The sequence below is a fragment of the Thermococcus sp. ES12 genome (assembly GCF_012027515.1).
In the GTDB taxonomy this organism is placed as follows: Archaea; Methanobacteriota_B; Thermococci; order Thermococcales; family Thermococcaceae; genus Thermococcus; species Thermococcus barossii.
Genome location: NZ_SNUP01000001.1, coordinates 560,525 through 585,913, shown reverse-complemented (window position 1 = coordinate 585,913; position 25,389 = coordinate 560,525). Strand labels below are relative to the sequence as shown.

Below are 25,389 nucleotides of genomic sequence, written 5' to 3'. Positions count from 1 at the left end.
GTTATAGTTTTCGGCCGAAACCCCTTAAAACCCTCCACCCAATTTAGCCCGGTGGTGAGCATGGAGATAGGTGTCGTTGGAAAGCCAAACGTTGGAAAGTCGACCTTTTTCTCAGCGGCTACTCTCGTTGACGTTCAGATAGCCAATTATCCCTTCACTACCATCGATGCGAACGTTGGTGTAACGTACGCGATAGCGGAGCACCCCTGCAGGGAGCTCGGCTGTAATCCGAACCCCCAGAACTACGAGTACAAGGATGGTCTCGCGCTCATTCCGATAAAGATGATAGACGTGGCCGGTCTCGTTCCGGGGGCGCACGAGGGCCGTGGCTTGGGCAACAAGTTCCTCGACGACCTGAGGATGGCCTCCGCCCTAATCCACGTCGTTGACGCCACCGGCAAGACCGACGCCGAGGGCCAGCCCACGGAGCATCACGACCCGGTCGGGGACATAGAGTTCCTTGAGAGGGAGATAGACTACTGGATATACGGCATCCTCAGGAAGAACTGGGAGAAGTTCGCGAAGAGGATAAAGCTCCAGCACCTCAAGCTCGCCCAGGCAATAGCGGACCAGCTGACGGGAATTGGGGTTACGGAGGAGGACGCCTTCGAGGCCATCCACAAGCTCGGCCTCGACAACGATCCGACCAAGTGGAGCGATGAAGACCTGCTGGCCTTCGTCCGGGAGCTGAGGAAAATAAACAAGCCGATAATCATAGCCGCCAACAAGGCCGACGCGGCCGCCGATGCCCAGATAGAGCGCCTGATAAGGAAGGGCAGGAGCAGGGGGTACATAGTCGTGCCGACCAGCGCCGCGGCGGAGCTCACGCTGAGGAAGGCCGCCAAGGCCGGCTTCATAGACTACGTCCCCGGTTCGAGCGACTTCAAAATCCTCAGGCCCATGAGCCCCAAGCAGGAGAAGGCCCTCCAGCTGATAAAGGAGAAGGTTCTCGACCGCTTCGGCTCCACCGGCGTGCAGGAGGTCATAAACAGGGCAGTTTTTGAACTGCTTAACCTCGTTCCTGTTTACCCGGTCGAGGACGAGCACAAGCTCACCGACGGGTTCGGCAACGTCCTGCCGCACGTCCATCTGCTGCCGAAAGGCTCAACGCCGCGTGACCTGGCCTACAAGGTGCACACCGACCTCGGGAAGACGTTCCTTTACGCGGTGAACGCGAGAACCCACAGGCGCGTTGGGGAGGACTACGAGCTGGGGTTCAACGACATCATCAAGATAGTTGCCACTGCCCGCTGACCTTACCTTCTTCCCATTTTCTCGCGGATGAGTTCCTGGTAGAGCCTCGGCTCGACGTCCTCCTCGCTCAGTCCAAGCTTTCTAGCAATCTGCCAGATTTTGCGTTTCGCTTCCTCGACGTCATCGGAGATGACCTCTATATCGAGAAAGGCCCCAAGCCCCTCGACCTCGCTCAGCTCGAAGGTAACGTCGCCAAGACGGTAGACGAGGCGCCGCTTTTTGACCACGACGTCTTCCTTAAAGCCGAGGCGCTTCAGTATCTCAAGGGTCGTTTCAAAGCTGCTCACCTCGACCTCAAGCTCGTCGAACTCCTCGTTCCTGCCCGGGTCGGCTATGTGCTTGTAGGTCAGAAAAGAACGGTTTAGATTGCCTATCCTCCTTACCCTCAGGAGCTCGGGAAGGGGGATGGAAAGGTAAACGTCCTCCTGTATCTCCTCCCTGACGAACGCCGCTCCGATGGATTCTATCGCCCTTTTGGTGGAGTTGAAGTCAACGCGGAACTTAACCTCTACCTCCATTCAAACCCCCACTAGGAAGCCCACCAGGCCGTCACCCTTGCTGAATTCGTCCAGGGTGAAGACCTCGACCCTTTTAAGGGTTGGGAGAACCCGGATGGTCTCGTCAACGAAGCGGTTGAGTTTCTCTGGGGTATCTTCTCCTATGAGTGCGACAACCCCATCCTTTCCGCTCCTGGCAACGGCAAGAACGTTGGGGAGCAGGGAAAGCGTTTTCATGATGTGGCGGATGTACCTCTCAAGGAAATCCTCGATTATTGGGGTCTCGGCCTGGATGTAAACTATCGCGAGGCTCTTGGGTTGGAGGTTCTCGCCAAGGACGATGGTGTACTTGTCAATTATGTTTCTCTCTTGGAGCTTTTTTATTCTGAAATGAATGGTGGATTCAGGCCTGTTAAGCCTGTCGGCGATTTCTGATATCGTTAACCTCGCATCCTCCTTCAGGATGCGGAGGATAGCCCTATCAAGGTCATCGAGCTGGACCATGTTAACTCCTCCATCGAGGGTATATCTCGTTCTCAATCCCAAGAAGGTCTAAGATTTTTCCAATTATAAAGTTTACCATATCGTCCAAAGTTTTGGGCTTTGTGTAAAATCCTGGGGAAGCTGGCATAATTATCCCCCCAGCTTGTGTAACCCGTACCATGTTTTGGAGATGTATCAAGTTCAGAGGAGTCTCCCTGACGAGCAGAATGAGTTTTCTGCGCTCTTTAAGGGCCACATCAGCCGTTCTGGCTATCAGGTTGTCGGCGTACCCGTTGGCTATCGCTGAAAGAGTCTTCATGGAGCAGGGGGCTATGACCATGGCGTCGAAGGGATTTGAGCCCGAGGCTATGGGGGCGAAAAGGTCATCCTCCATGTAGTCCGGCTTGAACTCAACGCCGGTTTCGTGCCTCATAACCGCGAGACCCGTTCTTGATGCCACGGTGATGACATCGTGACCCAGCTGTTTCAGAACCTCAACCAGCCGCAGGCCGTATATTGAACCGCTCGCACCCGTGATTGCGACGACTATCCTCATCTCCCACACCAAAAAGGCTTCGTCGGGTTATGTTTTAACGTTTTCTAGGGACGGTAGGTTTTTATACCTCCCGGAGTTATTTTATCATTGGTTGGTGAGTATGGGTAAGGAAGTTCCTGAGGTTCTTATAAGGAGCGCGGTGGATGTTGTGGAGGCCCTGAATGGAAAGGCCCTTGTTATTCTGGAGGACATAGAACCCGAGAGGGTTCCAGATGTGAACGTCACCGTTGTGATAGTTGGTTCATCCTTTGATGTGGAGAGCGACAGGGTAAAGAGGGTCTCAATCCCGCAGAACCTCGATATTAACAACGTTCTCAACCTCATCTCGGCTTTTCTCCTTGAGCACGACATACTCAGGGAGGGCGACTCCTTCGTTTACGTCACCCGGGAACTTATCGGGATCAAAACGGTTAAAAAGAGCATCTCTGCGATGAGGGGTTTCTTTGCCCAGAATCAGAACGTTCTCCAGAGGCTCCTTGAGATAACGATAGAGCTGAGCATTGAGGGCAGGGAGGGCGTTCCCGTTGGAACGATCTTTGTCATAGGCGACACGAGACGGGTTCTCAGGCATTCCCATCAGCTCATACCCAATCCCTTCAAGGGGCACAGGGTGAACGTCCTCGACAGGAACAGCAAGGAGATAATAAAAGAGTTCGCCCAGCTGGATGGTGCGTTCATAGTGAGGGACGACGGTAGAATAGCCGCCGCCGGGAGGTACCTTGAAGTCGAGCCAAAGGTGATAGACCTGATGCTTCCACCTGGCCTGGGGAGCCGGCACATAGCGGCAGCGGGTATAACCCGGCTCACGAGAGCGATAGCGATAACCCTCTCGGAGAGCGGCACGATAAGGATATTCAAAAACGGTCTCATGCTTCTCGAATATAACCCGCGGATCCGGTACTGAATCCCGCGAAAACGAAGGTAGAGATATAAAGGGGTAAGGGAAATCAGAAGAGCCACTGGTTCTCTATGCACTCGTCGCAGGGCGGCTTTTCTCCCGCTATTGCCTTAAACTTTGTGTAGATGCACTCGGGCAGGCCGAGCGGACAGCGCTCCGGGGTAACGCCGGGCCTCACCTTAGTCGGATCGAGCTTTATCTTGATGTATGCCTCGTACTCCTCGACCTTCTTCCAGGGCAGTATCTTGGCGCCGTAGATGACGAGGTTGTCGTATATCCTCGCGTAGTCGCCAACGACGGCGTTTTCCTTGAGGATAACGTTCTTTCCGACGACGACACCCTCGCCGAGGATGCTGTCCTTTATCTCGGAACGCTCCCCGACTATGTCGTTGCCTATGAGAATAGCGCGCTTGAAGTAAGCCTTGTCCTCGACTATGCTGTTCGGTCCGATGTAGGTGTAGGCCTTTATCTTGACCCCGTGCCCTATCCTGGCGCCTTTGTCTATGTACGCCGGTCCCTGTATCTCAACGTCCTCCGGAACCTCGGCACCCTCGGCTATGGTGTAGTAGCCGTTCTGCTTGGTTATCTCGTCCATAGCGAGCTGGTGCGCGTAGAACAGATCGTCGGGCGTTCCGAGGTCAATCCAGTAGTACTCGCGGGGTATCCTGTGCGCGTACACAGCCTCCTGGCTCACGAACCTCGGGAGAATCTCTCTCTCGAAGTAAACCTCCTTGCCCTTGGGTATGGCCTCCAGAACCTTTTTGTTGACCATGTAGATTCCCGCATCAACGAGGTTTGTCTTAGGCCTTTTCGGCTTTTCTTCGAAATGGGTCACCCTGTTCTCCTCGTCCATCTCAACGACGCCGTATTTCTCGGGATCGTAGACCTTGGTAACTGCGACTGTTATGAGCCCATCGTTTCTCTTGTGAGCCTCTATGAGTTCGCCAAAGTCGAAGTTCGTGAAGACGTCACCGTATATGACCAAGAAATCCTCGCTCACGTAATCCTCGACGTTCTTAAGGGCGCCTCCGGTTTCAAGGGGCATCGGGTCGTTGACGAACCTTATGCCCTTCGGATAGTCGCTCATCTTCTCTTCAATGAACTCCCTTATCTCACCGCGCATGTAGTGAACGGAGAGTATCACTTCGTCAATTTCCGGTATCTTCTCCAGGCTTTCCAAGAGGTACTGGAGGTTGGGCTTTCCGAGAACTGGAACCATCGGCTTCGGTCTGGTCGATGAGAGCGGCCTTAACCTGGTGCCAAAACCGCCAGCAAGAATAACAGCTTTCATGGTATCACCGTTTAACATTCAGGAGGGAAACTTATATATTTTACGGCCATTAAATATGCCCAACGATGAACCGGAAGGAGGACGCGCTCATTTGTGTGCATCAATCCTGAATTCGGTCACCGCGTACACCTTTCCCTTGAATCTGAAGCACGAACCAGGGCAGACGCTTTTCAATGGACAGCTTTCGCACTGAGTACTGCCAAGCTCCACCCTCTCGACGTATCCCATGCTCTCCAGAACGCTGAGGGCACCCTCTACTTCCTCGCGGGGGAGTGAAAGCTCCCGGGCTATCTCTTCAATGCTCTTCCCTTCCTTTATGAGTTCAAGTATTCTCTCCAGCATCCTCACACCTCAGAACCCAAGTGCCGTTCCTATGTTCCAGACGAGTATCCCCACGATGCTCGCGAGGCCTATCATGTAGACGACAGTGAAAGCGGCCCACTTCCAGTTGCTCTCCGCCCTTATCGCGCCTATCGTGGCAATGCAGGGAACGTATAGGGTCGTGACGAGGGCCAGCACAAAGGCCTGGAGGGCAGACATTGAGTTGACTATCTCGTCAACGCTGCCGTAGATTATCCCGTAGGTTGATATGACGTTCTCCTTGGCAATGATTCCAAAGAGAAGACTTACGGCCGCCTTCCAGTCGAGCCCCATGAGCTTCATGTACGGTTCGAAAAACATGCCTATCTTCTCGGAATAGCTCTGGCCGGAGCCTATTGGAACCGGGTAGTTGCTGAGGTACCAGATGACAACTGAACCCAGCAGGATTATGGTTCCGGCCTTCTTAACGAACTCCTTGCTCCTCTCCCATGAGTGTAACGTCACCGTCTTCCACGAGGGTATGAGGTACTCAGGCAGCTCTATTATGAAGGGGCTCTCCTCTCCTCTAACCACAAAGCGGCTGAAGAGCCACGCCATTAGTAGCGCCAGCATTATGGCCGTCGCGTATATGCTCACCGCGACCAAGGCCTGGTTCTCCACAAAGAAAGCCCCCGCCAGAAAGCTTATGACACTCAGCCTGGCGCTGCACGGTATGAGGGGGTTGACCAGCATCGTTATCAACCTGTCCCTCTCCTCATCAAGGGTTCTTGTCGCCATGACTGCAGGAACGTTGCAGCCGAAGGCAAGCACCAGTGGAATGAAGCTCTTGCCCGGAAGGCCGAACTTCCTCATGATGCGCTCCATGACGACCGCGGCTCTGGCCATATAACCCACGTCTTCCAGGATGGACATGGCCAAGAACAGCAGGAAAACCAGCGGGAAAAAGCTCAGAACAGATCCGACACCGGCAATGATACCGTCAACTAAGAGACCGCGAAGCGTTTCGTTGGCAATGTGGGGCGCCAGCCACTCGCCAAAGGCGGAAAAAGCCTCATCCAGCAGTCCCTGCATTGGCAATCCGAGGGCAAAGACAAACTTGAACAGGAGGTAAAACACGCCGAAGAGGGCAAGTAGGCCGTAAACGGGGTGTGTGAGAAACCTGTCCAGCTGGTCACTGAAGGTCTCTCCCTGCTCGTGGGAATACCTCACAAAGCGGTGCATGAGGCCGTCTATGAACTCGTACTTCTGGCTGGCTATTATCAGATCCATCGCCCTCTTGTAGCGCTCCTCCACCTCGGCTATGTGTCCCATGATTTCGTCGAGCTTCTCCTTTCCAAGATGCCTGAGAACGAGCTTTATCACTCCGTCGTCTCTCTGGAGAAGCTTCACCGCAAGCCAGCGGAGGTTGTACTTCCCAGCGAGCTTTGTGTGCTCCAGAACCTCTGTTATGTGCATGATCTCCCTCTCAACCTCAGGGTCGTAGGTGGGAACTGTGGGATTGGTTTTTATCTCGCCGTTTGCCATTCTGTAGATCTTGTCTTTGAGCTCCTCCAGGCCAAGGCCTTCCTTGGCGTTCAGGGGGACGACGGGAACCCCTAATAGCTCTTCCATCTTCCTGACGTTTATCTCAATGCCGCGCTTTTCTGCGAGGTCGATTTTGTTGAGGGCTATGATAACGTTCCCCAGACCCATCTCAAGTATTTCCATCGTAAGGAATAGGTTCCTCATGAGGGCTGTCGCGTCGACGACGTTCACAACGACATCGGCACTTCCCTTAAGAAGGAAGTCTCTGGCAACAAGTTCGTCAATGGAATGGGCCGTCAGGGAGTATATCCCCGGAAGGTCAACCACGAGAAACTTCTGGCCATTGTATTCGAGTATCCCCTCCTTCTTCTCGACGGTGACTCCGGGCCAGTTTCCGACGTGCTGGCGCATTCCAGTGAGTGAGTTGAAGATGGTGGTCTTCCCGACGTTGGGGTTCCCTGCCAGGGCCACTACCTTCATCATAGCGGACACCTCACAGCTTTCTTACCATGACTTTGCTGGCCATACCCCTCCCTATGGCGAACCTCACGCCGCCGACGGAGATTATTATAGGGCCCATAGGATGGGACTCAAGCACCTGAACGGTGGCACCAGGGCTAAGTCCCATTGAGACAAGCTTTCCACGGGCATTGGGACCGCCCAGGATGTTAACCACAACTCCTCTCTCGCCGGGCCTCATGCTGTTTAAAGGTACAATCATGAGCATCACCGTTAGGCTCTCCTAATTCGATATTCCAATCTCTCGATGACCTTAAAAAGCTTTGGTGAGCCTAACAAAACTCAGGGGTTCGAGATCAGAAATCATTGAGTTCTGATGCGTTAAAGAAGATGGGGCAACGTTGGGCACTCGTGTTAAAACTTTGGAAAGGTATTTAAAGGATTGAGGAGAATACAACTGATTGAATTTCGGAGGTGCATTGACTATGGAAGAGATTCCACCCGAGGAACCCAAAAAGACTTCGTTGGGTATGGATGAGAACATTGAGGGTTTGCTGGCATATGTGCTCGGATGGCTAACTGGGATAATATTCCTGTTGCTCGAAAAGGAGAGCGACTTCGTCCGTTTCCACGCCATGCAGTCAACGATAACGTTCCTGGGGCTGACGATACTCAGCTTTGTGCTTGGCTTCATACCGGTGATAGGAGCCATCCTGGGGGGCCTGCTCTCGATTGTGGGCCTGATATTCTGGATACTGGGAATGGTCAAAGCCTATCAGGGCGAGCGCTACAAGTTTCCGTTCTTCGGTGACTTGGCAGAAAAGTGGATCGGTAAGGTCAACGTCTGAGGCTCATATTTTTAAGCCTCCCCCATTATTTTTCTCCATGATATCGGAAGCGGTCAGGGAAGTCTGGGAATTTTCGAAACGCACCGGTGTGGATAAAAAACGAATCCTTGTCCTCTTTTCAGGCGGAAAGGATTCAAGCCTGGCTCTCTACCTTCTGAAAAGAGCAGGTCTTGATGTATCGGCGCTCACCTTCTTTCACCGCTGGAGCTGGAGGGAAACCTTAAACTGGGCGATGGGCTTTACAAAAAAACTCGGTGTTGAACACTACCTTGTGGACATAACGGATGGCCTCATTCGCGAGGCAACCGGGAGGAAGGGGCCGGTGTGCATCAACTGCAAGAAGGTCATGCTCTGGAACGCCAAGTGGTTCGCTCTCAACAACGGCTTTGAGGTCTTAGCCAAGGGCGACAACGCCAACGATAAAATCATCGGGGCCTTGTTAGACCAGTGCAGGGGAGACATAAGGCTCTGCGACATACCCCGAATCGGGGTTCCCTTCTTCAGGCCGCTGATAAGGTACACCGCCGAGGAGGTGGAAAGGCTCGCCGAAGAGGCGGGAATAAGGCCCTACCGCATGTATGAACACGCGAGGAGGAGGCAGTGGCGCGAGGGCTGTCCGCTCCAGTACATCGACCGGGAGGAGGTCGTCACGGAGGAGCTCATGAACCTCGCCTTTAAGGTGAACTACGAGGTGAGCAAAATCGCCAGAGCGAGGAAGGTCCGCGTGAGCGTGAGGGTTCCGAGCTTCGAGGTGATGTGCTGGGATTGCAATGAGGAAACCCTCGGGGAGGTAAGGCGGGTCGTCTCAAGGTTCGGAGGGAAGGAAGGTGAAGCTTCCGCCCGGAAAGCTGAGGAATGACGTGCTGAGGGAGGTAGTCTTCCCAAACCTCGGTGTAGATGATACCAAGGTGATCCACGGCCCGAGGGAGGGGTTCGACTCGGCGGTGCTCGAATACGATGAAAGCCACTACCTCGTCGTCGCGACGGACCCAACGCTCGGCGTTCCGGAGGAGACCTTCGGCTTCTTCGCCTACCACTTCGCATCGAGCGACGTTGCCGTCTTCGGGGCGAGGCCAAGGTGGCTGGTGGTGGATCTGCTTCTCCCTCCCGGGAGCGAGAAGGGTTTTCTGGAAAAGGTGATGCGTGAGCTGAACGCGGAGTGCAGGCGCTACGGGAGTTCCATAATAGGCGGCCACACCGGGGTTTATCCATCGATCAAGGAGCCAACCGGCACAACAACTGTTATGGGGCTGGTGCGGAAGGACGAGCTGAAACTTCCACTCGCGAGGCCCGGAGACAGGATAGTCCTCACGGCCAAAGTCGGCCTTGAGTTTGCTGTTTCCGCCGCGTATTTCCGTGAAAATGAACTGAGAAAGTTCCTGAGCTTCAGGGAAATGGCGAGGCTCAGGGAGTACTTCAGGTCTGAAACTGTTGTCTCCGAGGCCTTAACGGCCAGACCCTTCGTCAGGGGCATGCACGACGCCACCGAAGGGGGCCTAACGGCGCTCCATGAGGTGGCGGACAACTCCGGACTGGGCTTCAGGGTTTACGCCGAGAAGCTCCAGCTCGACCCCATTGTAAAGAGGGTCCTCGACTTCTACGGCCTTGAGCCGTGGAGCGTCTCCTCCACCGGAACGCTGATAGCGATAACCCCGCCCGGGAAGGTTGATGCTTTAATTACAGAATTAAACAAAAATGGAATTGGGGCGTTCGAGATTGGAGAGTTCACCGAGGATAAGGAACGCCTCCTAATCGAAAACGGAGAGGAGAAGGAGTTTCCGGTCTTTGAGGGCGACCCCTACGTGGAGCTGTACGGCTGATCACTTCACCCTGAACCTCAGCAGCGCCGCCAGGCCGCCCAACGCTTTTAGCTTCTCCCCACCCTCGTGCTCCGAGCTCACCACGACCACCTCGCCGCGGGAGTAGCGGACGGCCTCCATCAGCTCCTCGATCTTCTCCCTGTTCTCGCCCTTGAGCAGTTCGTCGAGAACCAGGAGCGTCTCAACCGCGCCGTAATTGACGGCCTCCTCCACCTCCCTGAGACCGTAGGCAGCCAAACCGTTGTTCCTCGCTATGTTCTCCAGCACCTTCTCGACGAGCTGAACCTCCTTCGCAACCCTGTTCTCGTGGTAGACCTTATCGACGGTCCCTCGCCTTATGACCTCGTAGATGCCCGTCCTTCCGGTAACGCTCGTATCTTCGATGACCACCTTCTTGGCCAGTTCGGGGTAGTTCTCGCGCAGGAACTTGTAAAAGTCCTCCTTGACGAAGCCGGGGCCTGCAACTATGGCCCGCTCTATGCCTTCCCGGCTGATTATCTCCTCCATGCTCTTCGCCACGTCGTGGAAGAACCTCTTCTCCTCGCTCTCGCGGTTGGTGGCGTAGCGCTTCCCCCCGAGGTTGTAGCGTATCCCCTTGAGTATCTCTACGCCGTACTCGCGGATTATCGCCATGTCGGCCTCGCCGTCGTCTATGACGACTATCATCACCCTTGCCCTCTTCGAGGCTTCAACCGCTTCTTTTAGCCTTTCGATGTGGTGCTCCTTCCAGCGGGGCTTCTGAATCGTTACGACCGTGCCTTCTTCAATCGCTATCGTGTGGTATTTTCCGAGGGGAACGTCGTCCCTGCTGGCGTAGACTATCGGCCCGGTAACGCGGACCTGGTTGGCGAACTTGTGAAAGTTTATCTTCTCGGCCCTAACCCCAAGGAAGACGGGAATGACCTCCACCTTTTCGGCCCTGAGGGAATCGCTCCTCTGGGCCTGTTTTCGGAGCGTTTTGGCGTAAACGATATCGCCCGGGTCGATGATGTGGTAGAGGTGCCAGAGGTCGTCGAGGGTTTCGGCCTTGACCTTCACCTTGCCCTCCTTGACGTCCTGGTGGATTATCTGCACCCGCTCACCCCCAGAGAAGAGTAGGCGATGGCCTTTAAAAAGTTGTTAGGAGGGGCCTAAATCAGCTCCCTCTCGGTCCTGGTGAGCCTTACTGCGCCGTTTTCTGTGATGAGGATGGTGTCCTCTATCCTGACACCGCCAAGCTTGGGGATGTAGATGCCCGGCTCGATCGTTATCACCATTCCCGGCTTGAGCTCGGTCTCGTCGAGCTGGCTCACGCGCGGCCACTCGTGAATCTCCAGGCCGACGCCGTGCCCGGTGGAGTGGATGAAGTAGTCGCCGTAACCGTACTCCTTGATGACGTCTCTGACGATGGTGTCCAGCTCCTTTGCAGTCATTCCCGGTCTGGCTGTCTCAACTCCCTTCTTCTGGGCCTCAAGGACGGCCTCATAGATGTCCCTCTGCTTCCCGTTGGGAGAACCGACAACGATGGTTCTGGTCATGTCGGAGTGGTAGTGCCTGTAGAGCGCTCCCTCGTCGATAACCACCAGGTCACCCTTCTCTATCCTCTTGTCGCTGGCGATGCCGTGTGGCAGCGCGGAGCGCCAGCCGCTGGCTATTATCGTGTCGAAGGCCGGCTTTTCCGCACCGTTCATTTTCATGACGTACTCCATCTTCGCCGCTATCTCCCTCTCGCGTCTGCCCTCGCTGATCTCCTCCAGAGCGGCCATCATTGCCATATCGGCTATCTCGCAGGCCGCCTTTATAACCTCGATTTCCTCGGGAGTTTTCACAATCCTGAGTTCCCTGATGACGTCGTCAATCACAACGAAGTCTTCAACTCCGAGCTTTTCCCGGTAAGCCTGAACCGCGGAATAGCTTGTCTTACCCTCTATTCCGAGACGCCGGAGGCCGAACTCCCTGAGCTTCTCGTACAGCTCGCTTCCCTTCTTGAATTTATCAACGGGAACGCGGGAGGTTTCTTTCGCCTCCTCGTATTCCAGCTCGGGGACGAGGAAAATGGCATCGTCAGGAGTCACAAGCAACGAACCCCCGAGGACTGGCGAGCTTCCCGTGAAGTAAAAGAGATTCGGCTTTGATGTGATTACAACACCGTCGAGCTCTTTCTCGGCTATGAACCCTTTGAGCCTTTCAATCCTCATCCGACAACCACCAGTTCCCCCTAACCCTGCCACCAATAAAACCCTTTCGGGCATCTCCGTGAGACGGGAAAGGTTATAACCCCGTCAGTGATACATAATGGCATGGTGACGTACCTCTTTGATTTCGATGGAACCCTCGTGGACAGCACAGAGGCAGTTGAAAAGGCCCTCCGAATAGCCATCGAAAAGACCATCCCTGCTGTGATAGAGAGCGACCTCTACGATGACTACTACAAGGCCCTCTTCCTCTTCATCAAGGGGAAGCTCACCTATCAGTATCTCGGCGTCATCCACGAGCTCGTTGCCCAGGGCACGATACACGAGTACTACAAACTCATGCCGAGATACATCAAGGACTTTCCCCACGCGAGGAGAGTTATTAGGGAGCTCAGGGCTCGGGGAAGGCGCGTCATAAGCTTCTCCGGCGAGCACACCTATCCCGGCGGGAAGGTAATCTTCATGAAGAAGACGGACTGGTACGACGAGTTCGATGAAGTGATAACATTCAGGGGCACAAGGGACATGCTCAAGAAGTTCCAGACCCTGAGAGAATTTTATCCGGATGAACCCTTCGTCTGGGTGGACGACAGTCCGAGCAGGTTCACCTACATCCTCGACGAAAACACCCTCCTCGTCCAGAAAGCATCTCCATACAAGAGCGACGTCGCGCTCCTGTTCGAGAGACAGAATTTCCTCAAAATCAAGTCTCTCAGAGAGATTCTGGAGATAGACGAGGGACTCTCGGCGTTCGCCGGAGGGGATAAAACTTAAAAATTCCACCCCGCGAACCCCCTTCGGTGGAGGTGAGGGCGATGGCCAGGGGAAAGGCTCTCGTCCTTGCCTACGCCGGAACCAAGGAGCACCAAGACAACCACCACATGATTCTGAAGCCCCTCGGCATCGACGACAGGAACGCGGCTTCAAGGCTCATAGGCAGGAAGGTCGTCTGGAGAACCCCTACCGGCAGGAAGATGTACGGCAAAATCCTCAGGGCTCATGGCAACAGGGGCGAGGTCAAGGCCTATTTCAAACCTGGCCTGCCCGGACAGGCACTCGGCGACTACGTCGAAATCCTTTAAACCTCCCAACCTTTTCATTTCTCCGGTGAGAGAATGGAGTTCGTTGAGGTGCGCGAGGGTCTTGCAGGAATCCTTGTCCCGAAGGCTGATAGGATTTACGATGCCCCCGTCTTCTACAACCCCGTGATGGCCCTGAACAGGGACATAAGCGTCCTAGCTGTTAGCGTGCTCAAGCCCGGAAGGGTCCTTGATGCCCTCTCCGCGACGGGGATAAGGGGCATTCGTTACGCCCTTGAGACCCCATTGGGGGAGGTCTGGCTGAACGACATAAGCGAAGAGGCCTTCAGCCTGATTCTGGAAAACGTCAGGAGAAACCTCGGCGTTGAGGGCGAGAAGATAAGCGAGAGGAGGTTCGTCTTTCGCGGCGAGAAAACGATCGTGGCCAACCACGACGATGCCAACAGGCTGATGGCCGAGAAGTTCCGCTACTTCGACTTTCTGGACTTGGACCCCTTCGGTTCGCCGGTCGAGTTCCTCGACACGGCCTTGAGGAGCGTGAAAAGGCGGGGGGTTCTGGCAGTAACAGCTACAGACACCGGCGTCCTCTGCGGCGCCTACAGGCAGGCCTGCAGGAGGAAGTATCTGGCGGAGCCGATAAGGGGCGAGCTCTGCCATGAGGCCGGGCTGAGGATTCTCATAGGGACGGTCGTCAGATACGCGGCGAAGTACGACCTCGGCGTCGAGGTTCTCCTCGCATATTACCGCGACCACTACTTCAGAGCGTTTTTAAGGCTCAGGAGCGGTGCGAGGAAGGCCGACGAGAGCCTTTCAAATCTTGGCTACCTCAGGCAGGAAGCCAGCGGACGCTTCGAGTACGAGACGGGTTTCCTCCCCGAGAGGACACCTGCACACGGCCCCCTCTGGCTTGGTCCCCTCAAGGAGCAGGGATTCGTTGAGGAGATGCTCACCCTGGCCAGGGAGAAAGGCCTCGCCCACAAAAAGACCCTCCCGTTTCTCGAAGTCCTCGCCGAAGAACTCGACCTCCCCTTCCACTACGACACGCACGCCCTCGCGAGGAGGAACGGCCTTCAGGTCGGGAAGCTCGCCGATGTGATCGAGGCCCTCCGTGAAATCGGCTACCGTGCGACGAGGACGCACTTCTCTCCCACTGCAATAAAAACGGACGCACCCTTTGATGCTGTGCTTGAGGCCATGAAGCCCCTGAAGTAGCCGATATTCATTTAACCACTTCACCGTTCTCCATTGAGGGGTGAGGGAATGGACGAGATGATAAGGCTCGCAAGGGACTTTTACAGGGATGAGTACGCTGACTCGGTTCTCTACGCCCAGCTGGCGAAGATAGAGAAGGACGAGGAGATAAGGAAGGAATTTCTGAGGCTCTCGAACATAGAATCAAAGCACGCCAAGTTCTGGCACGACTTCATAAAGCGACACGGCGGTGAGGTTCCAAAGCCTTCCGTAAAGAGGCTGACCGTCTTCTCGGTCAAGCTCCTGAGGAAGCTCCTCGGCCCAGGCTCGGTAGCTTCTCTCCTTGAGATGGGCGAGAACAGTGCGATACAGAAGTACTTCAAGTATCTCACCACCTACGCCGACAGGTTCAGCGAGGAAGAGATGGAGGAGATCAAAGAGGTTATCCTCGACGAGCTGGAGCACGAGAAGTTCTTCTACGAGAGCAAGGAGCGCTTCCACGTCGAGAACACCCGCGACTTGGTTCTGGGCATGAACGACGGTCTCGTTGAGATACTCGGTGCCGTCACCGGTCTCTCCGCGGTTTACCCGAACAACCCCCAGCTTGTTGGAATCAGCGGCCTGATCGTCGGTGTTGCCGGCGCGCTCTCGATGGCCATAGGAACATTCGTTTCAGTCCGCTCTCAGAGGCAGATCAAGGAATCAATACGCGATAGGATGGAGGTTCTCTTCAGAGTCTCCCCAGAGAGGGCCGCTGAAGAGCTGGTGGAGAAGCTCGTCGAAGGAGGCATGCCGGAGGACGTCGCAAGGGAGGTTGCCAGTGAACTGGCAGACAACAGCGAGGCAATAATGCAGCTCCTCCTTCCCGAGGCGGAGGAGAACGAGATAAGGGCGGCCATCTACACCGGTCTTGCTTATCTTCTCGGCGTGGTCTTTCCGGTCACGCCCTACTTCCTCGCCTCCAGCTCGCTAACCGCGCTTCCGTTCTCTATACTCCTCGCCGGCTCCGTACTGGCGATAGTGGCGACCCTGATATCGCTTCTCTCGGGAATCTCCATCAGGAAGAAGGTCGCGGAGATGGTGGCGACCGGCCTCGGGGCGGCGTTCCTGAGCTACCTCTTCGGCCGGCTTATGGAGGCCCTCTTCAACGTCTCGGCGCTTTAAAGATAGAACACCTCGACGCCGAGCTTTTTCGCTGTTTTTCCCTGCTTTTCATCGCTGGTTGCGAGCCTGCCGTACTTGAGGGCCTGGGCTATGTAGAGGGCGTCATAAACAGTGATTTTGTGCTCCAAGGCTATTTTCTCCCCCTCAGGGAGATATTGAAGCGGATTTTCGTACAGTATTATACCCTTGGTGGCGTGGAGATAGTCTAGTATTTTCTGGGCAGTTTCAATGGATATATCCTTGTACAGGTTGTACCTTTTCCACACGGCATTAGCACCCTCAATCAGTGCCATTTCCAGCGAGACCAAATCTCCGTTCTTTCTAAGGAATTCCGAAACCGTCTCCCACCCCTCTTCTTTTAGGAGATACTTTATGAGGGCAGATGTGTCAATTACTATCACGGGAATCCCTCACAAGCTTTGTGGCCTTCCCTCTTTCAAGCGTGGGGACGCTTTCGAGGAAGGAGTCAATTTCGTCGAGCAATTTTGCCTTTTCTTTATCTCTAATCTTTTGCTCTATGAACCTCCGTATCTCCTCGCTCCAGTTGATGTCGTACTTCTTCATCTTCTCCTTTAGCTCATCCGGGACGCGAACGCTTATCACGGCCATACAACCACCGTTTACAAGAACGCATTACGAAGATATAAACGTTACCGTCACACCTTTACGTACTTCCACTTTCCTCTCTTGAACGCCCACCAGAAGAGGGCCGCGGTGGTGAAGGTTTCGAGGCTCATCGCTATCCACGCCGCTATGACCCCAAGGCCCTCGAAGTGTATCAGGCCTATCGTGAAGCCAAACCCGAGCAGGTAAGCGGGAACTATGCGGAAGAGGAGCTTGCTGGTGGCGGTGATGTACATCGGGGTCTTTGTATCGCCAGCTCCCCTCAACGCACCTCCGAGGACGAAGAGCCAGCCGAGGGGTATCTCACTTATTCCAACGATTATCAGGTATATGCTCGCCAGGCGGAGAACCTCGCCGTAGTTGGGGTCGTTCGGGCTTATGAACGGCATGACGAGGTAGCGCGGGAAGACTATCAGGATAGCCGCCATGAACCCCATGAAAATCCCGACCATCTTAAGGGCCTCATAAACGGTGCGCTCGGCCTTCTCAGGGTTTCCCTCCCCGAGACTCTGGCCAACGAGGGCAGATGTTGCGACGTTAAAGCCAAACGCTGGCATGTACGCGATGCTCTCGACGCGCAGTCCTATCTGATGGGCCGCCAGTGCAAGGGTTCCGAAGCGGGTAACTATGCTCATGTACAGAAGGTTGTAGAAGCTGAATATACCGCGCTCGACCATCGTGGGGACGCCTATGCGCAGAATACGCTTCGCCATGTCGAGATGAAAGCTCCAGCTGGGTTTAAACCGGAGCACGAGATTGCCGCTCCAGAGAAGGTAGAGGCCGATGAGAAAAGAGACCGTTATACCCAGCCCCGAGGCCCAGGCGGCACCCACCGGTCCGAGTTTAGGGAAGCCCAGTTTTCCAAAGATGAGGAGGTAGTCAAAGGTCGCGTTGATGACGTTCATCAAGATGCCGAGCTTCATGGGCGTTCTTGTGTCCCCCGCCCCCCTGAGAGCGGCAAAGGCCGTGAAGCCGGCAAACCGTATCGGGTAGAAGGCGAAGATAACCTTGATATATTTGTAGCCCAAAGCGATTACGTCCGGTTTGGCCCCCATTATCCGGAGGATGTCATCGCCCAAGAACCATCCGAAGAACATGACGGGAATTCCCAGGAGGAAAGCGAGGTAGAGGCTCTGTTCCAGTGCAAGGGTCGCGTTGACATCGTCTTTGGCTCCAACGAACCTGGCCACCAGCGCGAGGGTTCCGGTAGCCACGGCCGCCATTATTGGCATCATGAACCAGCTCACCTGTCCCCCAAGGCCCACTGCGGCCACCGCCAGGGCACCGAGCTGACCGACCATCATCATGTCAACTAGGTTGAGAAGGGTCTGGGATATGTTGCCCATGATTGCCGGCCAGGCGAGCTTCCAGAGCCTTCGCTGGTCTTCGTTGAGGTGTATCATTAAGACGTCCCTCTAAACGATGAAGTGCCTGTAGAAGTTAATAAGGATTGCGGTGCAGAGAAGGCTCAAATCAAAGGAAAAGAAAAGGGCTCAGAGGAGGTTCCTCTTTTTCTTCCACTTGTGGGACCAGCTGTACTTCCTCATGCGCCTGCTCCTGCCGAAGCCACAAGCGGCGCAGTAGCCCTTCTTGACGTTGTAGGCGCGCCTTCCGCAGCGCCTGCACTTAATGTGAGTTGGAGTGTGGTTCCTCCTGCCCTTCGGTGCAGTCCCGCTTCCCATTGTATCACCCCACTAACTCGCTAAGCTTCACTCAATCTCGACAGGGGAAATGGCCAGAACGTTGTCTCCCCTGATGACGATTTTACCGTACTTCTTAACGACCTCGCCGTCCTGAATGAGGGCAGCATCGGCGAGGACGACGTTCAGGTGGATGTCGTAACCGATGAGCCTGCCCCTGAACTCGGAACCCCTCTTCAGGAGCACGAGCACGTCCTTATCGAGCGACCTGTGAATAACATCAAGTGGTCTTTCCGCCATTTTCACGCACCTCCAAATAATCAAAGCTCGTAACGATAACGAGGGAAACGGTTTATAACTCTTTCCGTCCCCTCGGCGCGGGACTTGGCGGTTGGACAACGTTCCTCCCAAAAGCTTTTTATGAAATGGCCTTACTCCAGTTTCAGGTGGTGAGTGATGGGAGAGAAGCCCGACAAGTACGAGGTTCTTCAGGATTTGATGAGGAGAAGAGGCTTTGCCTGGGGCAGTTTTGAAATCTACGGCGGTGCGAGGGGTTTCTACGATTACGGTCCTCTCGGAGCGACGATAAAGAGGAAGATAGAGCAGAAAATAAGGGAAGCCTTCCAGAGGGAGGGCTTCTTCGAGCTGGAAACTCCCGACATAACTCCTGAGAAGGTCTTCATAGCGAGCGGTCACGTTGACAAGTTCGTTGACCCGCTGGTTGAGTGTAAGAAATGCGGCGCGCGCTTCAGGGCAGACCACCTCGTCGAGGAGGCCCTCGGCATAGACACCGAGGGAATGAGCGCGGAGCACCTTACAAACCTCATCCGCGAGCACGACATCCGTTGCCCGGAGTGCGGCGGCGAGCTGAGCGACGTCTGGTACTTCAATCTAATGTTCGAGACCAAGATTGGTCCCTATGGCGACCAGAAGGGCTACCTGAGGCCCGAAACCGCCCAGGGCATCTTCGTTAACTTCAGGCGCCTCAACGCTTTCGCCAGGAACAAGTTACCTTTCGGTGTGTTCCAGATCGGCAAGGCCTACCGCAACGAGATTTCGCCGAGACAGGGCATGCTCCGCCTCAGGGAGTTCACGCAGGCGGAGGCAGAGATATTCTTCAACCCGAAGGAAACGGCTCATCCGCACTTCGACGAGGTCAAGGACGAGGTTCTGCGCCTTTACCCGATAGAAAACCAGCTCAAGAACCTCGGGATGGTCGAGCTTACCGCTGAAGAGGCCGTTGAGAAGGGCTACGTGATGAACACCTTCTTCGCCTACTACATGGTCATGGTCAAGAGGACGCTCCTGGACATCGGCATCCCCGAGAAGGCCATACGGTTCCGCCAGCAGCTGCCCGAGGAGAGGGCACACTACTCGAGCGACACCTGGGACGTCGAGATACACAGCGAGCGCTTTGGCTGGATTGAGTGCGTCGGCATAGCCTACCGCGGTGACTACGACCTTAGCAAGCACATGAAGATGAGCGGGGCTGACCTGACCGTCCTCATCCATTACGATGAGCCCAAGATAGTCAAGCGCCTCAAAGTGAGCCTCAACATGAAGCGCGTCGGACCGAAGCTGAAGAAGGACGCCAAGAGGATAAACGAGCTGATCCAGAGCTGGGACGAGGAGAAGCTCAGGAACCTGGTGGAGGTGCTGGAGAGGGACGGCAGGATAACCATTGAGGGCTACGAACTGGAGAAGGATGACTTCATAATCAGAGAGGTCGAGGAGAAGATAACGGGCGAGAAGATAGTGCCCCACGTCCTTGAGCCGAGCTTTGGAATAGACAGACCCTTCTACCTGCTCCTTGAGAACAGCCTCGTCATAGAGGAGGACAGGACGTACCTCAGGCTGAAGAAGGACATGGCGCCGATCGAGGTTGCAGTTCTACCGCTCGTCGCCAAGGAGCCCCTCAAAAGCATAGCCTACGACGTCTTCAGAACCCTTCAGAAGGCCGGTTTCATAGCGGTCTACGACGAGAAGGACACCGTCGGCAGGCGCTACATGCGCTACGATGAGATTGGAACGCCCTACTGTGTGACGATAGACAACCAGACGCCCGAGGACAACACGGTGACGATAAGGGATCGCGACACGAGGGAGCAGACGAGGGTGAAGATTGAAGAGCTGCCGGAGAAGCTGAGGGAGCTGATTTTTGGGGAGTGAGCTCAGCACAGTTCTTCCACAATCTTTTCAACACTTTTCTTAAGGTCTGGAAGCTGGAGACGGACTATCGTCCAAACGATATTCAAATCGACACCGAAGTAGTGATGAATGACGACGTTTCTAAGCCCGATGATGCGCTTCCAGGGGACATCCGCATGCTGCTCTTTTATTTCTTCCGGCACATACCTGGCGGCCTCACCTATCACTTCAAGATTCCTCAAAACAGCATCAACGGTTTTCCTGTCCCTTACGAAGTCTTCAAATTCGTAATTCGCGGTGTATTCCTCAATCCGTTCGATGGCCTCAAGGATGTCCCCAAAGAAGAGACACGGATCCCTTTTAGACATAAACGAGTTCCCTCCTTATGTGTTCCCAGAGCCTCTTTCTGCCCGTGACGGCGTTCTTCGTGACAAGATCCACCTCAACCCCAAGCAGGGATTCGAGGTAGTCCTTCAAGTCAACTATCTCCCACCCGATGGGTCTCTCGAACTCCACGAGGATATCGACGTCGCTGAGTTCGGTCTGCTCTCCCCTGGCGTAGGAGCCGAAGATGGCAATCGAACTGACCCCAAAGCGCTTCCTAAGTTCTTCCTTGTGGGCCCGGAGCGTGTTCTCGATGTCTAGGAGGGTAACCCGCGCCATCATACGTTTGTGCGACACGAAAGTATAAAAAGGTTCAGCAGGAGTTATCTCCGGTTGAAATGGGCCGGAGAATCCACCTCCTCTACCGCCGCCTTCCAAACCGCTTGCTGGAGAGGGAGGATGAGATAGTAGCTGACTTGGGCAACATCATCGTTGCCAAGGCGAAGTTCGAGGGCATGCTCGCTCCCCTCAAAGTGAACGGCGTTGAGGTAATACGGAACGGCTACGTGATGGTCTACTTCGCTTTCATCGGGGAGAACTACGACATCCTGAAAGTCTACGACGAAAACGGTGAGTTCAAAGGCCTCTACATCGACGTTCTGGCCTACACGAAGCGCGAAGGAAACACGATAGAGATGCTCGACCTCTTCCTTGACATCTTCGTCTTTCCGAACGGCGAGGCTTTCCTCCTCGACGAGGACGAGCTTGAGATGGCCCTCAACTACGGCGTAATTGACAAAGGTACCTTAGACTTCGCCTATTCCGTCGCGAGGGAGATACTCGAAAGGCTTAAACGCGGCGAGTTTCCGCCGAAAATAGTCTGGGAGTACGGTCTGGAGGGCTGAAGATGGGTGCCGAATTCGTGAAGGAGACCAGGGACGGAACGGTTCTGCTCGTGTACGTCCAGCCGAAGGCGAAGAGGAACGAGATCGAGGGCGTGGATGAGTGGCGCGGAAGGCTGAAGGTGAAGATAAAGGCGCCACCAGTGGACGGGAAGGCCAACAGAGAGCTGGTGAAGTTCCTCTCGAAGCTCCTCGGTGCGGAGGTGAAGATAATCCGCGGGGAAACAGGAAGGGAAAAGGATTTGCTAGTTAGGGGATTGAATGTAGAAGAAGTGAAAGAAAAACTAGAAAGCACCCTACTCAGAACGTGAGTTAGGGCTCGGAAATACTATAACGAAATCAAATCCTTTTTCTGCTCTAACTTTACATATTGTGAATTGAGTCCCGACTAAAAGAATTGGGTCATACTCCTCTAGATTTTTCAGCAGTTCTTGTAGCTGTTCACTAGAATTTGTTAGCTGCAACCTATCTATACATTTCTTATAGCTTTCGGCAAATATGTTAATCTTAAGGTAGTGGCTATATGAGTTAAGAGCTTTCTTTGTTGATATTGTGAGATAGTTTGCCTCTCTATTCAGGATCTTATATAACCTGCTAGTAGTCAGGTATATCTTCCAGTGAGGACTGTTTTGGATAAACTCTGAAAGAATAATCCACGATACAAAATTAGACATGCTAGTTACCCAAACCCTAATTTCCCGTCGAGCAAATACCCCCGCCATACCATCAGATGATTCTGTAAATGGCCCACTACATATGTACAAGGGACTGTTGCCCTCTTCTTGAGATTCCCGCGGAACAGGATTGGGTAATGTACCTCTGTTTAACCGTAGTAGCAATATTGGAGAGACGTTCCCTACATTGATAGACTGGGCAATCCTAACTTCTATGTCCGTTAAAGAGGATTTGAGCTTGTTGTCTAAGAGTTTTTTGAATTCAGTGAAAGCATCTTGAAGCGAAGGAAACAATTCTTCGAACTTTTGGGAATACTTGTCAATAGTAGTTAGAAAGTCTCCTTGATTAGATTGATCAATTGTTTCATTCTTTGGCAACTCATTAACAAATTCCACATAAAATCTTGCAAAATTCTGGAGTTCTTTTTGATATCTACTTTGAGTGTCTATTATAAGCTCCCTAAGCTTGGTTTCATTTCTAAGTGGCTCATATAATGCTTCCTTTACCGCAGAACATATTATATGTTTGTCAACTGCAACTTCCCCATTCTCTTCAAAACGTCTAATGGCATCTTTAATTGGCTCCACCTTAAAATACAAACCCTCTATCTCCATGCCGTTCACCAACATAAATGTAATAGAAAAAAGCTTAAAACTTTTTCCGTTGGAATATCTACACTAACTTAGACATCATGGAAGTAATTAGAACACTTAAAGACCTCTTACTTCAAATTACTTCAAAATCCCCAGGCTCTCGTTCGTCTTCTTTATGCTCTCCCACTTCTCGGCCAGCTCGAACATGGCCCTTATCGCGTCTATGTTCTCAGGAACCACGTCGCTCTCCTGGTGGACAGCCTGTATGTAGAAGAGCCTGTTTCCGCGGACGCTTATACTTTCCTTCCAGACCGCTATTTCATACAGGTTGTTCCACTCCCTGTGCAGGTCGCGGGCGAACTCTATGAGCTGGGCCGTGCTGTCAAAGCCCTTCTCCTTCTCAAAGAGCAGAACGCGCGTGGTGTTCTCGAAGATATCAACGACGTCCTTCGCCTCCATCGGCTTCTTCAGCTCGATCATTATGCTGTGTACATGCATGAGCGTCGTCGGAACGACGAAAGCCGAGGTCTCGATGTTTATCGGGATCACCGTCTGGACGTCCGGTCCGTGGTGGGACGGAACGGTAACGCTCGGCGTTATGGCATTGACCGGGCCGCGCTTGGCGTCGTTCGGATCGGCGGCTCTTCTAATCATCACCGCGTAGACGTAGTCGATGTACCCCTGAATTGCGCTGAGGGTTCTGGTTAGACCCGTTGTGTTGCAGGAGACAACGCGAACGTAGTCCTTGCCGAGGGCCTTCTCGTAGTTGGCCTGGGCCACGAAGGAGACCTCCGCGGTGCTCGCCTTTTCACCGCCCTGGAAAACGGCCTTAACGCCGGCCTTTTCATAAACCGCCTTGTTCTTGGCACCCATACCGCCGGGGGTAGCATCGACAATCACATCGACCTCGCCCAGGAGGTCGCTCAAAGTGCCCGCGACTTCAAAGCCAGCCTTCTCGAACCTCGGAAGGAACTCCTCGCTGGCAGCATAGACGGGAATTCCGAGCTCCGCCGCGCGGTAGGCCTCAAAGTCGGGCTTGGTCTTGGTGACGCCGATGAGTTTCATATCATCCTGCTTCGTGACGGCGTAAGCGACGCGCTTTCCTATCGTTCCGTACCCGTTAACTCCAACCTTCATCTTCATGCTACCACCGGAGAATTTTATGGTCGTGAAATACTTAAGCCTTGTTTTCACTCGTGGTGAAAAGTGGTCTCTGAAGCGGGATTTTTGACAGATTTCTGGAAAACCCCTCCGCTGGAGTTATAAGCTCCCTCGCCGAAAATCTTCCGGTGGTGAGGATGTTTGCCGAGATACTGACGATAGGCGATGAACTGCTTACCGGGAACACCGTGGACAGCAATTCGGCCTTTATCGCCCAGAAGCTGACCGAGCGGGGCTACTGGGTGAGGAGGAAGACAACTGTTGGAGACGACGTTGAGGAGATAAAGAGTGTCATTCGGGAAATCCTCGGGAGAAAGCCAGAGGTTCTCATTATTTCTGGAGGCTTGGGGCCGACCCACGACGATGTAACCATGCTTGCCGTTGCAGAGGCCCTGGGAAAGGACTTTGTCCTCTGTGAGGAGTGCCTTGAGAGAATCAAGGCCTTTTACAGGGAGCTGTATGAGAAGGGCCTCATAGACGACCCTGAGTTAAACGAGGGGAGGAAGAAGATGGCCTATCTGCCGGAGGGTGCCGAACCTCTGGAAAACACCGAGGGAGCCGCCCCTGGAGCTTACATCGAGCATGAGGGCGTTAAGATCTTCGTTCTCCCAGGGATGCCCCGCGAGATGAAGGCAATGCTTGAGAGGGAAGTCCTCCCCCGGCTCGGTGGGAGGAAATTCATCCAGAGGAAGCTCCTCGCGGAGATAACAGATGAGAGCAAGCTCGCACCGGTGCTCATCGAGGCCCTCAAGAGGTTCCGCGTGAGGATACACTCATCGCCGAAGGGTTTCGGGAAGTACATCGGGATAATAATCTTCGGCGAGAGTGAGGGGGAGATAGAGCGTGCGAAGGCCTTCATGGAGTCCAGGGGAATTAGGTTTGAGGAGGGCTGGTAGCGAAAGTATGATAAGGTAAAAACGCCAACTAACCGAGTCCGGAGTGCAGAAAGACCCGCGGAGTGGTGTTGCCAATGATTCCGCCCGAAGTCCGATCAATCATTGAGGAGATGAGGTCCGAAAGGATCAGGGGTGCCAGCTGGCTGGCCAGGCGGGGAGCTGAAGCCTACGCCCTTCTCTCACAGCTTCTTGAGGGAGACGAGCTTGAAGAAGCCCTGAGGGACATGAAGAGGGAAATCCCAGCCGTCAACAGGACGATGGCTTCACTCTACAACCTCGCGAGGTTCATACCGGTAACGGGCAACCCCGACTTGGTGAGAGCGAAGGCTGAGGAGTTCATCCGCCTTGGCGAAGAGGCGAAGCGCGAGATAGGCAACATCGGAAGCGAGCTGATAGACGAAAATGAAGTTGTAATCACGCACTCCTTCTCGTCCGCTGTTCTTGAAATTTTCAAGGCCGCTAAGAAGAAGGGCAAACGCTTTAGGGTCATACTGACAGAGAGCGCCCCCGACTTTGAAGGTATTGCCCTTGCAAGAGAGCTCGATGCGCTTGGAGTCCAGTTTGAGGTGATAACCGACGCTCAGCTTGGTCTGTTCACCAGACAGGCTACACTGGCGCTCGTGGGCGCCGATAACGTTACGCGCGATGGGGCGGTGGTGAACAAGGCCGGAACTTACCCCCTCGCCCTCGCCTGCCATGAAAATGGCATTCCCTTCTACGCCGCCGCCGAGAGCTTCAAGCTCCACCCGGAGCTGAATTCGGATGAGGTTGAAATAGTCGAGAAGCCATATGCACGGCAGGGCTATCGGGTGAGGAACTTCCTCTTTGACATCACGCCCTGGCGCTACGTGAGGGGCATAATAACGGAGTTTGGGATTCTGGTGCCCCCGAAGGAAATCTGATATC

The 25,389-nt window shown here is 54.1% G+C and carries 32 protein-coding genes; 14 read left to right on the top strand and 18 right to left on the bottom strand.

From position 1 onward, the window contains the following. The first annotated feature begins 60 nt into the window (after positions 1–60). Positions 61–1,254 (top strand): redox-regulated ATPase YchF, encoded by a 1,194-nt coding sequence (locus E3E37_RS03235; RefSeq protein ID WP_167715361.1) that lies wholly within the window; start codon positions 61–63, stop codon positions 1,252–1,254. 2 nt (positions 1,255–1,256) lie between these two features. Here the strand turns inward: E3E37_RS03235 and cyaB are convergent, their stop codons facing one another. The 3 genes from cyaB to E3E37_RS03220 are packed head-to-tail and all read right to left on the bottom strand — an operon-like array spanning position 1,257 to position 2,790. Further along, positions 1,257–1,772, bottom strand: a complete 516-nt coding sequence (cyaB, locus tag E3E37_RS03230) for a class IV adenylate cyclase (protein WP_167714774.1) — start codon at positions 1,770–1,772, stop codon at positions 1,257–1,259. Further along, a complete protein-coding gene (locus tag E3E37_RS03225; protein ID WP_088180376.1) occupies positions 1,773–2,255 on the bottom strand; it encodes an Lrp/AsnC family transcriptional regulator in 483 nt (160 codons plus the stop codon). 1 nt (position 2,256) lies between these two features. Continuing rightward, positions 2,257–2,790 (bottom strand): UbiX family flavin prenyltransferase, encoded by a 534-nt coding sequence (locus tag E3E37_RS03220; protein ID WP_088864603.1) that lies wholly within the window; start codon positions 2,788–2,790, stop codon positions 2,257–2,259. A gap of 100 nt (positions 2,791–2,890) precedes the next feature. On the opposite strand from E3E37_RS03220, the gene E3E37_RS03215 reads away from it, so the two are divergent. Further along, positions 2,891–3,694 (top strand): diadenylate cyclase, encoded by an 804-nt coding sequence (locus E3E37_RS03215; protein WP_088864602.1) that lies wholly within the window; start codon positions 2,891–2,893, stop codon positions 3,692–3,694. Between the two features lie 43 nt (positions 3,695–3,737). Here the strand turns inward: E3E37_RS03215 and E3E37_RS03210 are convergent, their stop codons facing one another. The 4 genes from E3E37_RS03210 to E3E37_RS03195 form a co-directional block, all read right to left on the bottom strand. After that, on the bottom strand, positions 3,738–4,979 hold the full coding sequence (locus E3E37_RS03210; RefSeq protein WP_167714772.1) for a sugar phosphate nucleotidyltransferase: 1,242 nt from the start codon (positions 4,977–4,979) through the stop codon (positions 3,738–3,740). An 87-nt stretch (positions 4,980–5,066) separates the two neighbouring features. Next, entirely contained in the window at positions 5,067–5,321 is a 255-nt protein-coding gene (locus E3E37_RS03205) for a helix-turn-helix domain-containing protein (protein WP_206204001.1), read from the bottom strand. Between the two features lie 9 nt (positions 5,322–5,330). Continuing rightward, positions 5,331–7,307 carry a ferrous iron transport protein B gene (gene feoB / locus E3E37_RS03200; RefSeq protein WP_167714768.1) on the bottom strand — a complete coding sequence of 659 codons (1,977 nt, stop codon included), beginning with the start codon at positions 7,305–7,307 and terminating at the stop codon, positions 5,331–5,333. A 10-nt stretch (positions 7,308–7,317) separates the two neighbouring features. Continuing rightward, positions 7,318–7,545 carry a FeoA family protein gene (locus E3E37_RS03195; RefSeq protein WP_088864598.1) on the bottom strand — a complete coding sequence of 76 codons (228 nt, stop codon included), beginning with the start codon at positions 7,543–7,545 and terminating at the stop codon, positions 7,318–7,320. 223 nt (positions 7,546–7,768) lie between these two features. On the opposite strand from E3E37_RS03195, the gene E3E37_RS03190 reads away from it, so the two are divergent. The 3 genes from E3E37_RS03190 to E3E37_RS03180 are packed head-to-tail and all read left to right on the top strand — an operon-like array spanning position 7,769 to position 9,951. Then, positions 7,769–8,131, top strand: coding sequence for a DUF4870 domain-containing protein (locus E3E37_RS03190; protein WP_167714766.1), 363 nt, complete (start codon positions 7,769–7,771; stop codon positions 8,129–8,131). Positions 8,132–8,168: 37 nt separating this feature from the next. Beyond that, positions 8,169–8,990, top strand: a complete 822-nt coding sequence (locus E3E37_RS03185) for a 7-cyano-7-deazaguanine synthase (RefSeq protein ID WP_167714764.1) — start codon at positions 8,169–8,171, stop codon at positions 8,988–8,990. Continuing rightward, a complete protein-coding gene (locus E3E37_RS03180) occupies positions 8,959–9,951 on the top strand; it encodes an AIR synthase family protein (RefSeq protein ID WP_167714762.1) in 993 nt (330 codons plus the stop codon). The genes E3E37_RS03185 and E3E37_RS03180 overlap by 32 nt, the downstream gene beginning before the upstream one ends. Here E3E37_RS03180 and E3E37_RS03175 read toward each other — a convergent pair whose 3' ends face one another. After that, positions 9,952–11,025, bottom strand: coding sequence for an mRNA surveillance protein pelota (locus E3E37_RS03175; protein WP_167714760.1), 1,074 nt, complete (start codon positions 11,023–11,025; stop codon positions 9,952–9,954). It abuts the gene before it with no gap. A gap of 56 nt (positions 11,026–11,081) precedes the next feature. After that, on the bottom strand, positions 11,082–12,128 hold the full coding sequence (gene pepQ, locus E3E37_RS03170) for a Xaa-Pro dipeptidase PepQ (protein ID WP_167714758.1): 1,047 nt from the start codon (positions 12,126–12,128) through the stop codon (positions 11,082–11,084). Positions 12,129–12,230: 102 nt separating this feature from the next. Here pepQ and E3E37_RS03165 point away from each other — a divergent pair, with 102 nt between their 5' ends. The 4 genes from E3E37_RS03165 to E3E37_RS03150 are packed head-to-tail and all read left to right on the top strand — an operon-like array spanning position 12,231 to position 15,520. Then, complete coding sequence (locus E3E37_RS03165) at positions 12,231–12,899, top strand: HAD family hydrolase (RefSeq protein ID WP_167714756.1); 669 nt, start codon at positions 12,231–12,233, stop codon at positions 12,897–12,899. Between the two features lie 41 nt (positions 12,900–12,940). Beyond that, positions 12,941–13,207, top strand: coding sequence for a 50S ribosomal protein L35ae (locus E3E37_RS03160; protein WP_167715359.1), 267 nt, complete (start codon positions 12,941–12,943; stop codon positions 13,205–13,207). A 33-nt stretch (positions 13,208–13,240) separates the two neighbouring features. Beyond that, a complete protein-coding gene (locus tag E3E37_RS03155) occupies positions 13,241–14,377 on the top strand; it encodes a tRNA (guanine(10)-N(2))-dimethyltransferase (RefSeq protein ID WP_167714754.1) in 1,137 nt (378 codons plus the stop codon). Positions 14,378–14,425: 48 nt separating this feature from the next. Further along, positions 14,426–15,520, top strand: a complete 1,095-nt coding sequence (locus E3E37_RS03150; protein ID WP_167714751.1) for a VIT1/CCC1 transporter family protein — start codon at positions 14,426–14,428, stop codon at positions 15,518–15,520. On the opposite strand, the gene E3E37_RS03145 is transcribed toward E3E37_RS03150, so the two are convergent. From E3E37_RS03145 to E3E37_RS03125, 5 genes are all read right to left on the bottom strand, one after another. Then, on the bottom strand, positions 15,517–15,921 hold the full coding sequence (locus tag E3E37_RS03145) for a type II toxin-antitoxin system VapC family toxin (RefSeq protein ID WP_167714749.1): 405 nt from the start codon (positions 15,919–15,921) through the stop codon (positions 15,517–15,519). The two genes, E3E37_RS03150 and E3E37_RS03145, sit on opposite strands and share 4 nt — an antisense overlap. Continuing rightward, entirely contained in the window at positions 15,908–16,129 is a 222-nt protein-coding gene (locus E3E37_RS03140) for a hypothetical protein (RefSeq protein ID WP_167714747.1), read from the bottom strand. Before E3E37_RS03140 ends, E3E37_RS03145 begins: the two co-directional genes overlap by 14 nt. A 47-nt stretch (positions 16,130–16,176) precedes the next feature. After that, a complete protein-coding gene (locus E3E37_RS03135; RefSeq protein ID WP_167714746.1) occupies positions 16,177–17,547 on the bottom strand; it encodes an MATE family efflux transporter in 1,371 nt (456 codons plus the stop codon). A gap of 90 nt (positions 17,548–17,637) precedes the next feature. Then, positions 17,638–17,826, bottom strand: a complete 189-nt coding sequence (locus E3E37_RS03130) for a 50S ribosomal protein L37e (protein ID WP_088864586.1) — start codon at positions 17,824–17,826, stop codon at positions 17,638–17,640. Positions 17,827–17,853: 27 nt separating this feature from the next. Beyond that, a complete protein-coding gene (locus E3E37_RS03125) occupies positions 17,854–18,084 on the bottom strand; it encodes an LSm family protein (protein ID WP_055428824.1) in 231 nt (76 codons plus the stop codon). A 156-nt stretch (positions 18,085–18,240) separates the two neighbouring features. On the opposite strand from E3E37_RS03125, the gene glyS reads away from it, so the two are divergent. After that, the gene (glyS, locus tag E3E37_RS03120) at positions 18,241–19,953 is read left to right on the top strand and encodes a glycine--tRNA ligase (RefSeq protein WP_167714744.1); all 1,713 of its coding nucleotides are present in this window, start codon (positions 18,241–18,243) and stop codon (positions 19,951–19,953) included. Between the two features lie 2 nt (positions 19,954–19,955). Here glyS and E3E37_RS03115 read toward each other — a convergent pair whose 3' ends face one another. Together E3E37_RS03115 and E3E37_RS03110 are read right to left on the bottom strand one after the other, a co-directional pair. Continuing rightward, a complete protein-coding gene (locus tag E3E37_RS03115; RefSeq protein WP_167714742.1) occupies positions 19,956–20,300 on the bottom strand; it encodes a DUF86 domain-containing protein in 345 nt (114 codons plus the stop codon). Next, entirely contained in the window at positions 20,293–20,595 is a 303-nt protein-coding gene (locus tag E3E37_RS03110) for a nucleotidyltransferase family protein (protein ID WP_167714741.1), read from the bottom strand. The genes E3E37_RS03115 and E3E37_RS03110 overlap by 8 nt, the downstream gene beginning before the upstream one ends. 59 nt (positions 20,596–20,654) lie before the next feature. On the opposite strand from E3E37_RS03110, the gene E3E37_RS03105 reads away from it, so the two are divergent. After that, a complete protein-coding gene (locus tag E3E37_RS03105) occupies positions 20,655–21,161 on the top strand; it encodes a DUF402 domain-containing protein (protein WP_167714739.1) in 507 nt (168 codons plus the stop codon). Between the two features lie 2 nt (positions 21,162–21,163). Then, positions 21,164–21,469, top strand: a complete 306-nt coding sequence (locus E3E37_RS03100; protein ID WP_167714737.1) for a DUF167 domain-containing protein — start codon at positions 21,164–21,166, stop codon at positions 21,467–21,469. On the opposite strand, the gene E3E37_RS03095 is transcribed toward E3E37_RS03100, so the two are convergent. Then, positions 21,455–22,456 carry a hypothetical protein gene (locus E3E37_RS03095; protein ID WP_167714735.1) on the bottom strand — a complete coding sequence of 334 codons (1,002 nt, stop codon included), beginning with the start codon at positions 22,454–22,456 and terminating at the stop codon, positions 21,455–21,457. The two genes, E3E37_RS03100 and E3E37_RS03095, sit on opposite strands and share 15 nt — an antisense overlap. Before the next feature lie 108 nt (positions 22,457–22,564). After that, positions 22,565–23,569, bottom strand: coding sequence for a phosphorylating glyceraldehyde-3-phosphate dehydrogenase (locus E3E37_RS03090; RefSeq protein WP_167714733.1), 1,005 nt, complete (start codon positions 23,567–23,569; stop codon positions 22,565–22,567). Positions 23,570–23,724: 155 nt separating this feature from the next. Between E3E37_RS03090 and E3E37_RS03085 the strand changes: the two genes are divergently transcribed. Both E3E37_RS03085 and E3E37_RS03080 read left to right on the top strand, forming a co-directional pair. Beyond that, the gene (locus E3E37_RS03085) at positions 23,725–24,483 is read left to right on the top strand and encodes a molybdopterin-binding protein (RefSeq protein WP_167715357.1); all 759 of its coding nucleotides are present in this window, start codon (positions 23,725–23,727) and stop codon (positions 24,481–24,483) included. A gap of 74 nt (positions 24,484–24,557) precedes the next feature. Continuing rightward, entirely contained in the window at positions 24,558–25,385 is an 828-nt protein-coding gene (locus E3E37_RS03080) for a translation initiation factor IF-2B subunit alpha (protein WP_167715355.1), read from the top strand. Positions 25,386–25,389: the final 4 nt, after the last annotated feature.

Excerpts from the sequence above, each read along its gene's own strand:
- E3E37_RS03235 (WP_167715361.1), top strand. The coding sequence starts at position 61 with ATGGAGATAGGTGTCGTTGGAAAGCCAAACGTTGGAAAGTCGACCTTT.
- cyaB (WP_167714774.1), bottom strand. The coding sequence starts at position 1,772 with ATGGAGGTAGAGGTTAAGTTCCGCGTTGACTTCAACTCCACCAAAAGG.
- E3E37_RS03225 (WP_088180376.1), bottom strand. The coding sequence starts at position 2,255 with ATGGTCCAGCTCGATGACCTTGATAGGGCTATCCTCCGCATCCTGAAG.
- E3E37_RS03220 (WP_088864603.1), bottom strand. The coding sequence starts at position 2,790 with ATGAGGATAGTCGTCGCAATCACGGGTGCGAGCGGTTCAATATACGGC.
- E3E37_RS03215 (WP_088864602.1), top strand. The coding sequence starts at position 2,891 with ATGGGTAAGGAAGTTCCTGAGGTTCTTATAAGGAGCGCGGTGGATGTT.
- E3E37_RS03210 (WP_167714772.1), bottom strand. The coding sequence starts at position 4,979 with ATGAAAGCTGTTATTCTTGCTGGCGGTTTTGGCACCAGGTTAAGGCCG.
- E3E37_RS03205 (WP_206204001.1), bottom strand. The coding sequence starts at position 5,321 with ATGCTGGAGAGAATACTTGAACTCATAAAGGAAGGGAAGAGCATTGAA.
- feoB (WP_167714768.1), bottom strand. The coding sequence starts at position 7,307 with ATGATGAAGGTAGTGGCCCTGGCAGGGAACCCCAACGTCGGGAAGACC.
- E3E37_RS03195 (WP_088864598.1), bottom strand. The coding sequence starts at position 7,545 with ATGATTGTACCTTTAAACAGCATGAGGCCCGGCGAGAGAGGAGTTGTG.
- E3E37_RS03190 (WP_167714766.1), top strand. The coding sequence starts at position 7,769 with ATGGAAGAGATTCCACCCGAGGAACCCAAAAAGACTTCGTTGGGTATG.
- E3E37_RS03185 (WP_167714764.1), top strand. The coding sequence starts at position 8,169 with ATGATATCGGAAGCGGTCAGGGAAGTCTGGGAATTTTCGAAACGCACC.
- pepQ (WP_167714758.1), bottom strand. The coding sequence starts at position 12,128 with ATGAGGATTGAAAGGCTCAAAGGGTTCATAGCCGAGAAAGAGCTCGAC.
- E3E37_RS03165 (WP_167714756.1), top strand. The coding sequence starts at position 12,231 with ATGGTGACGTACCTCTTTGATTTCGATGGAACCCTCGTGGACAGCACA.
- E3E37_RS03160 (WP_167715359.1), top strand. The coding sequence starts at position 12,941 with ATGGCCAGGGGAAAGGCTCTCGTCCTTGCCTACGCCGGAACCAAGGAG.
- E3E37_RS03155 (WP_167714754.1), top strand. The coding sequence starts at position 13,241 with ATGGAGTTCGTTGAGGTGCGCGAGGGTCTTGCAGGAATCCTTGTCCCG.
- E3E37_RS03150 (WP_167714751.1), top strand. The coding sequence starts at position 14,426 with ATGGACGAGATGATAAGGCTCGCAAGGGACTTTTACAGGGATGAGTAC.
- E3E37_RS03140 (WP_167714747.1), bottom strand. The coding sequence starts at position 16,129 with ATGGCCGTGATAAGCGTTCGCGTCCCGGATGAGCTAAAGGAGAAGATG.
- E3E37_RS03135 (WP_167714746.1), bottom strand. The coding sequence starts at position 17,547 with ATGATACACCTCAACGAAGACCAGCGAAGGCTCTGGAAGCTCGCCTGG.
- E3E37_RS03130 (WP_088864586.1), bottom strand. The coding sequence starts at position 17,826 with ATGGGAAGCGGGACTGCACCGAAGGGCAGGAGGAACCACACTCCAACT.
- E3E37_RS03125 (WP_055428824.1), bottom strand. The coding sequence starts at position 18,084 with ATGGCGGAAAGACCACTTGATGTTATTCACAGGTCGCTCGATAAGGAC.
- glyS (WP_167714744.1), top strand. The coding sequence starts at position 18,241 with ATGGGAGAGAAGCCCGACAAGTACGAGGTTCTTCAGGATTTGATGAGG.
- E3E37_RS03115 (WP_167714742.1), bottom strand. The coding sequence starts at position 20,300 with ATGTCTAAAAGGGATCCGTGTCTCTTCTTTGGGGACATCCTTGAGGCC.
- E3E37_RS03110 (WP_167714741.1), bottom strand. The coding sequence starts at position 20,595 with ATGGCGCGGGTTACCCTCCTAGACATCGAGAACACGCTCCGGGCCCAC.
- E3E37_RS03105 (WP_167714739.1), top strand. The coding sequence starts at position 20,655 with ATGGGCCGGAGAATCCACCTCCTCTACCGCCGCCTTCCAAACCGCTTG.
- E3E37_RS03100 (WP_167714737.1), top strand. The coding sequence starts at position 21,164 with ATGGGTGCCGAATTCGTGAAGGAGACCAGGGACGGAACGGTTCTGCTC.
- E3E37_RS03090 (WP_167714733.1), bottom strand. The coding sequence starts at position 23,569 with ATGAAGATGAAGGTTGGAGTTAACGGGTACGGAACGATAGGAAAGCGC.
- E3E37_RS03085 (WP_167715357.1), top strand. The coding sequence starts at position 23,725 with ATGTTTGCCGAGATACTGACGATAGGCGATGAACTGCTTACCGGGAAC.
- E3E37_RS03080 (WP_167715355.1), top strand. The coding sequence starts at position 24,558 with ATGATTCCGCCCGAAGTCCGATCAATCATTGAGGAGATGAGGTCCGAA.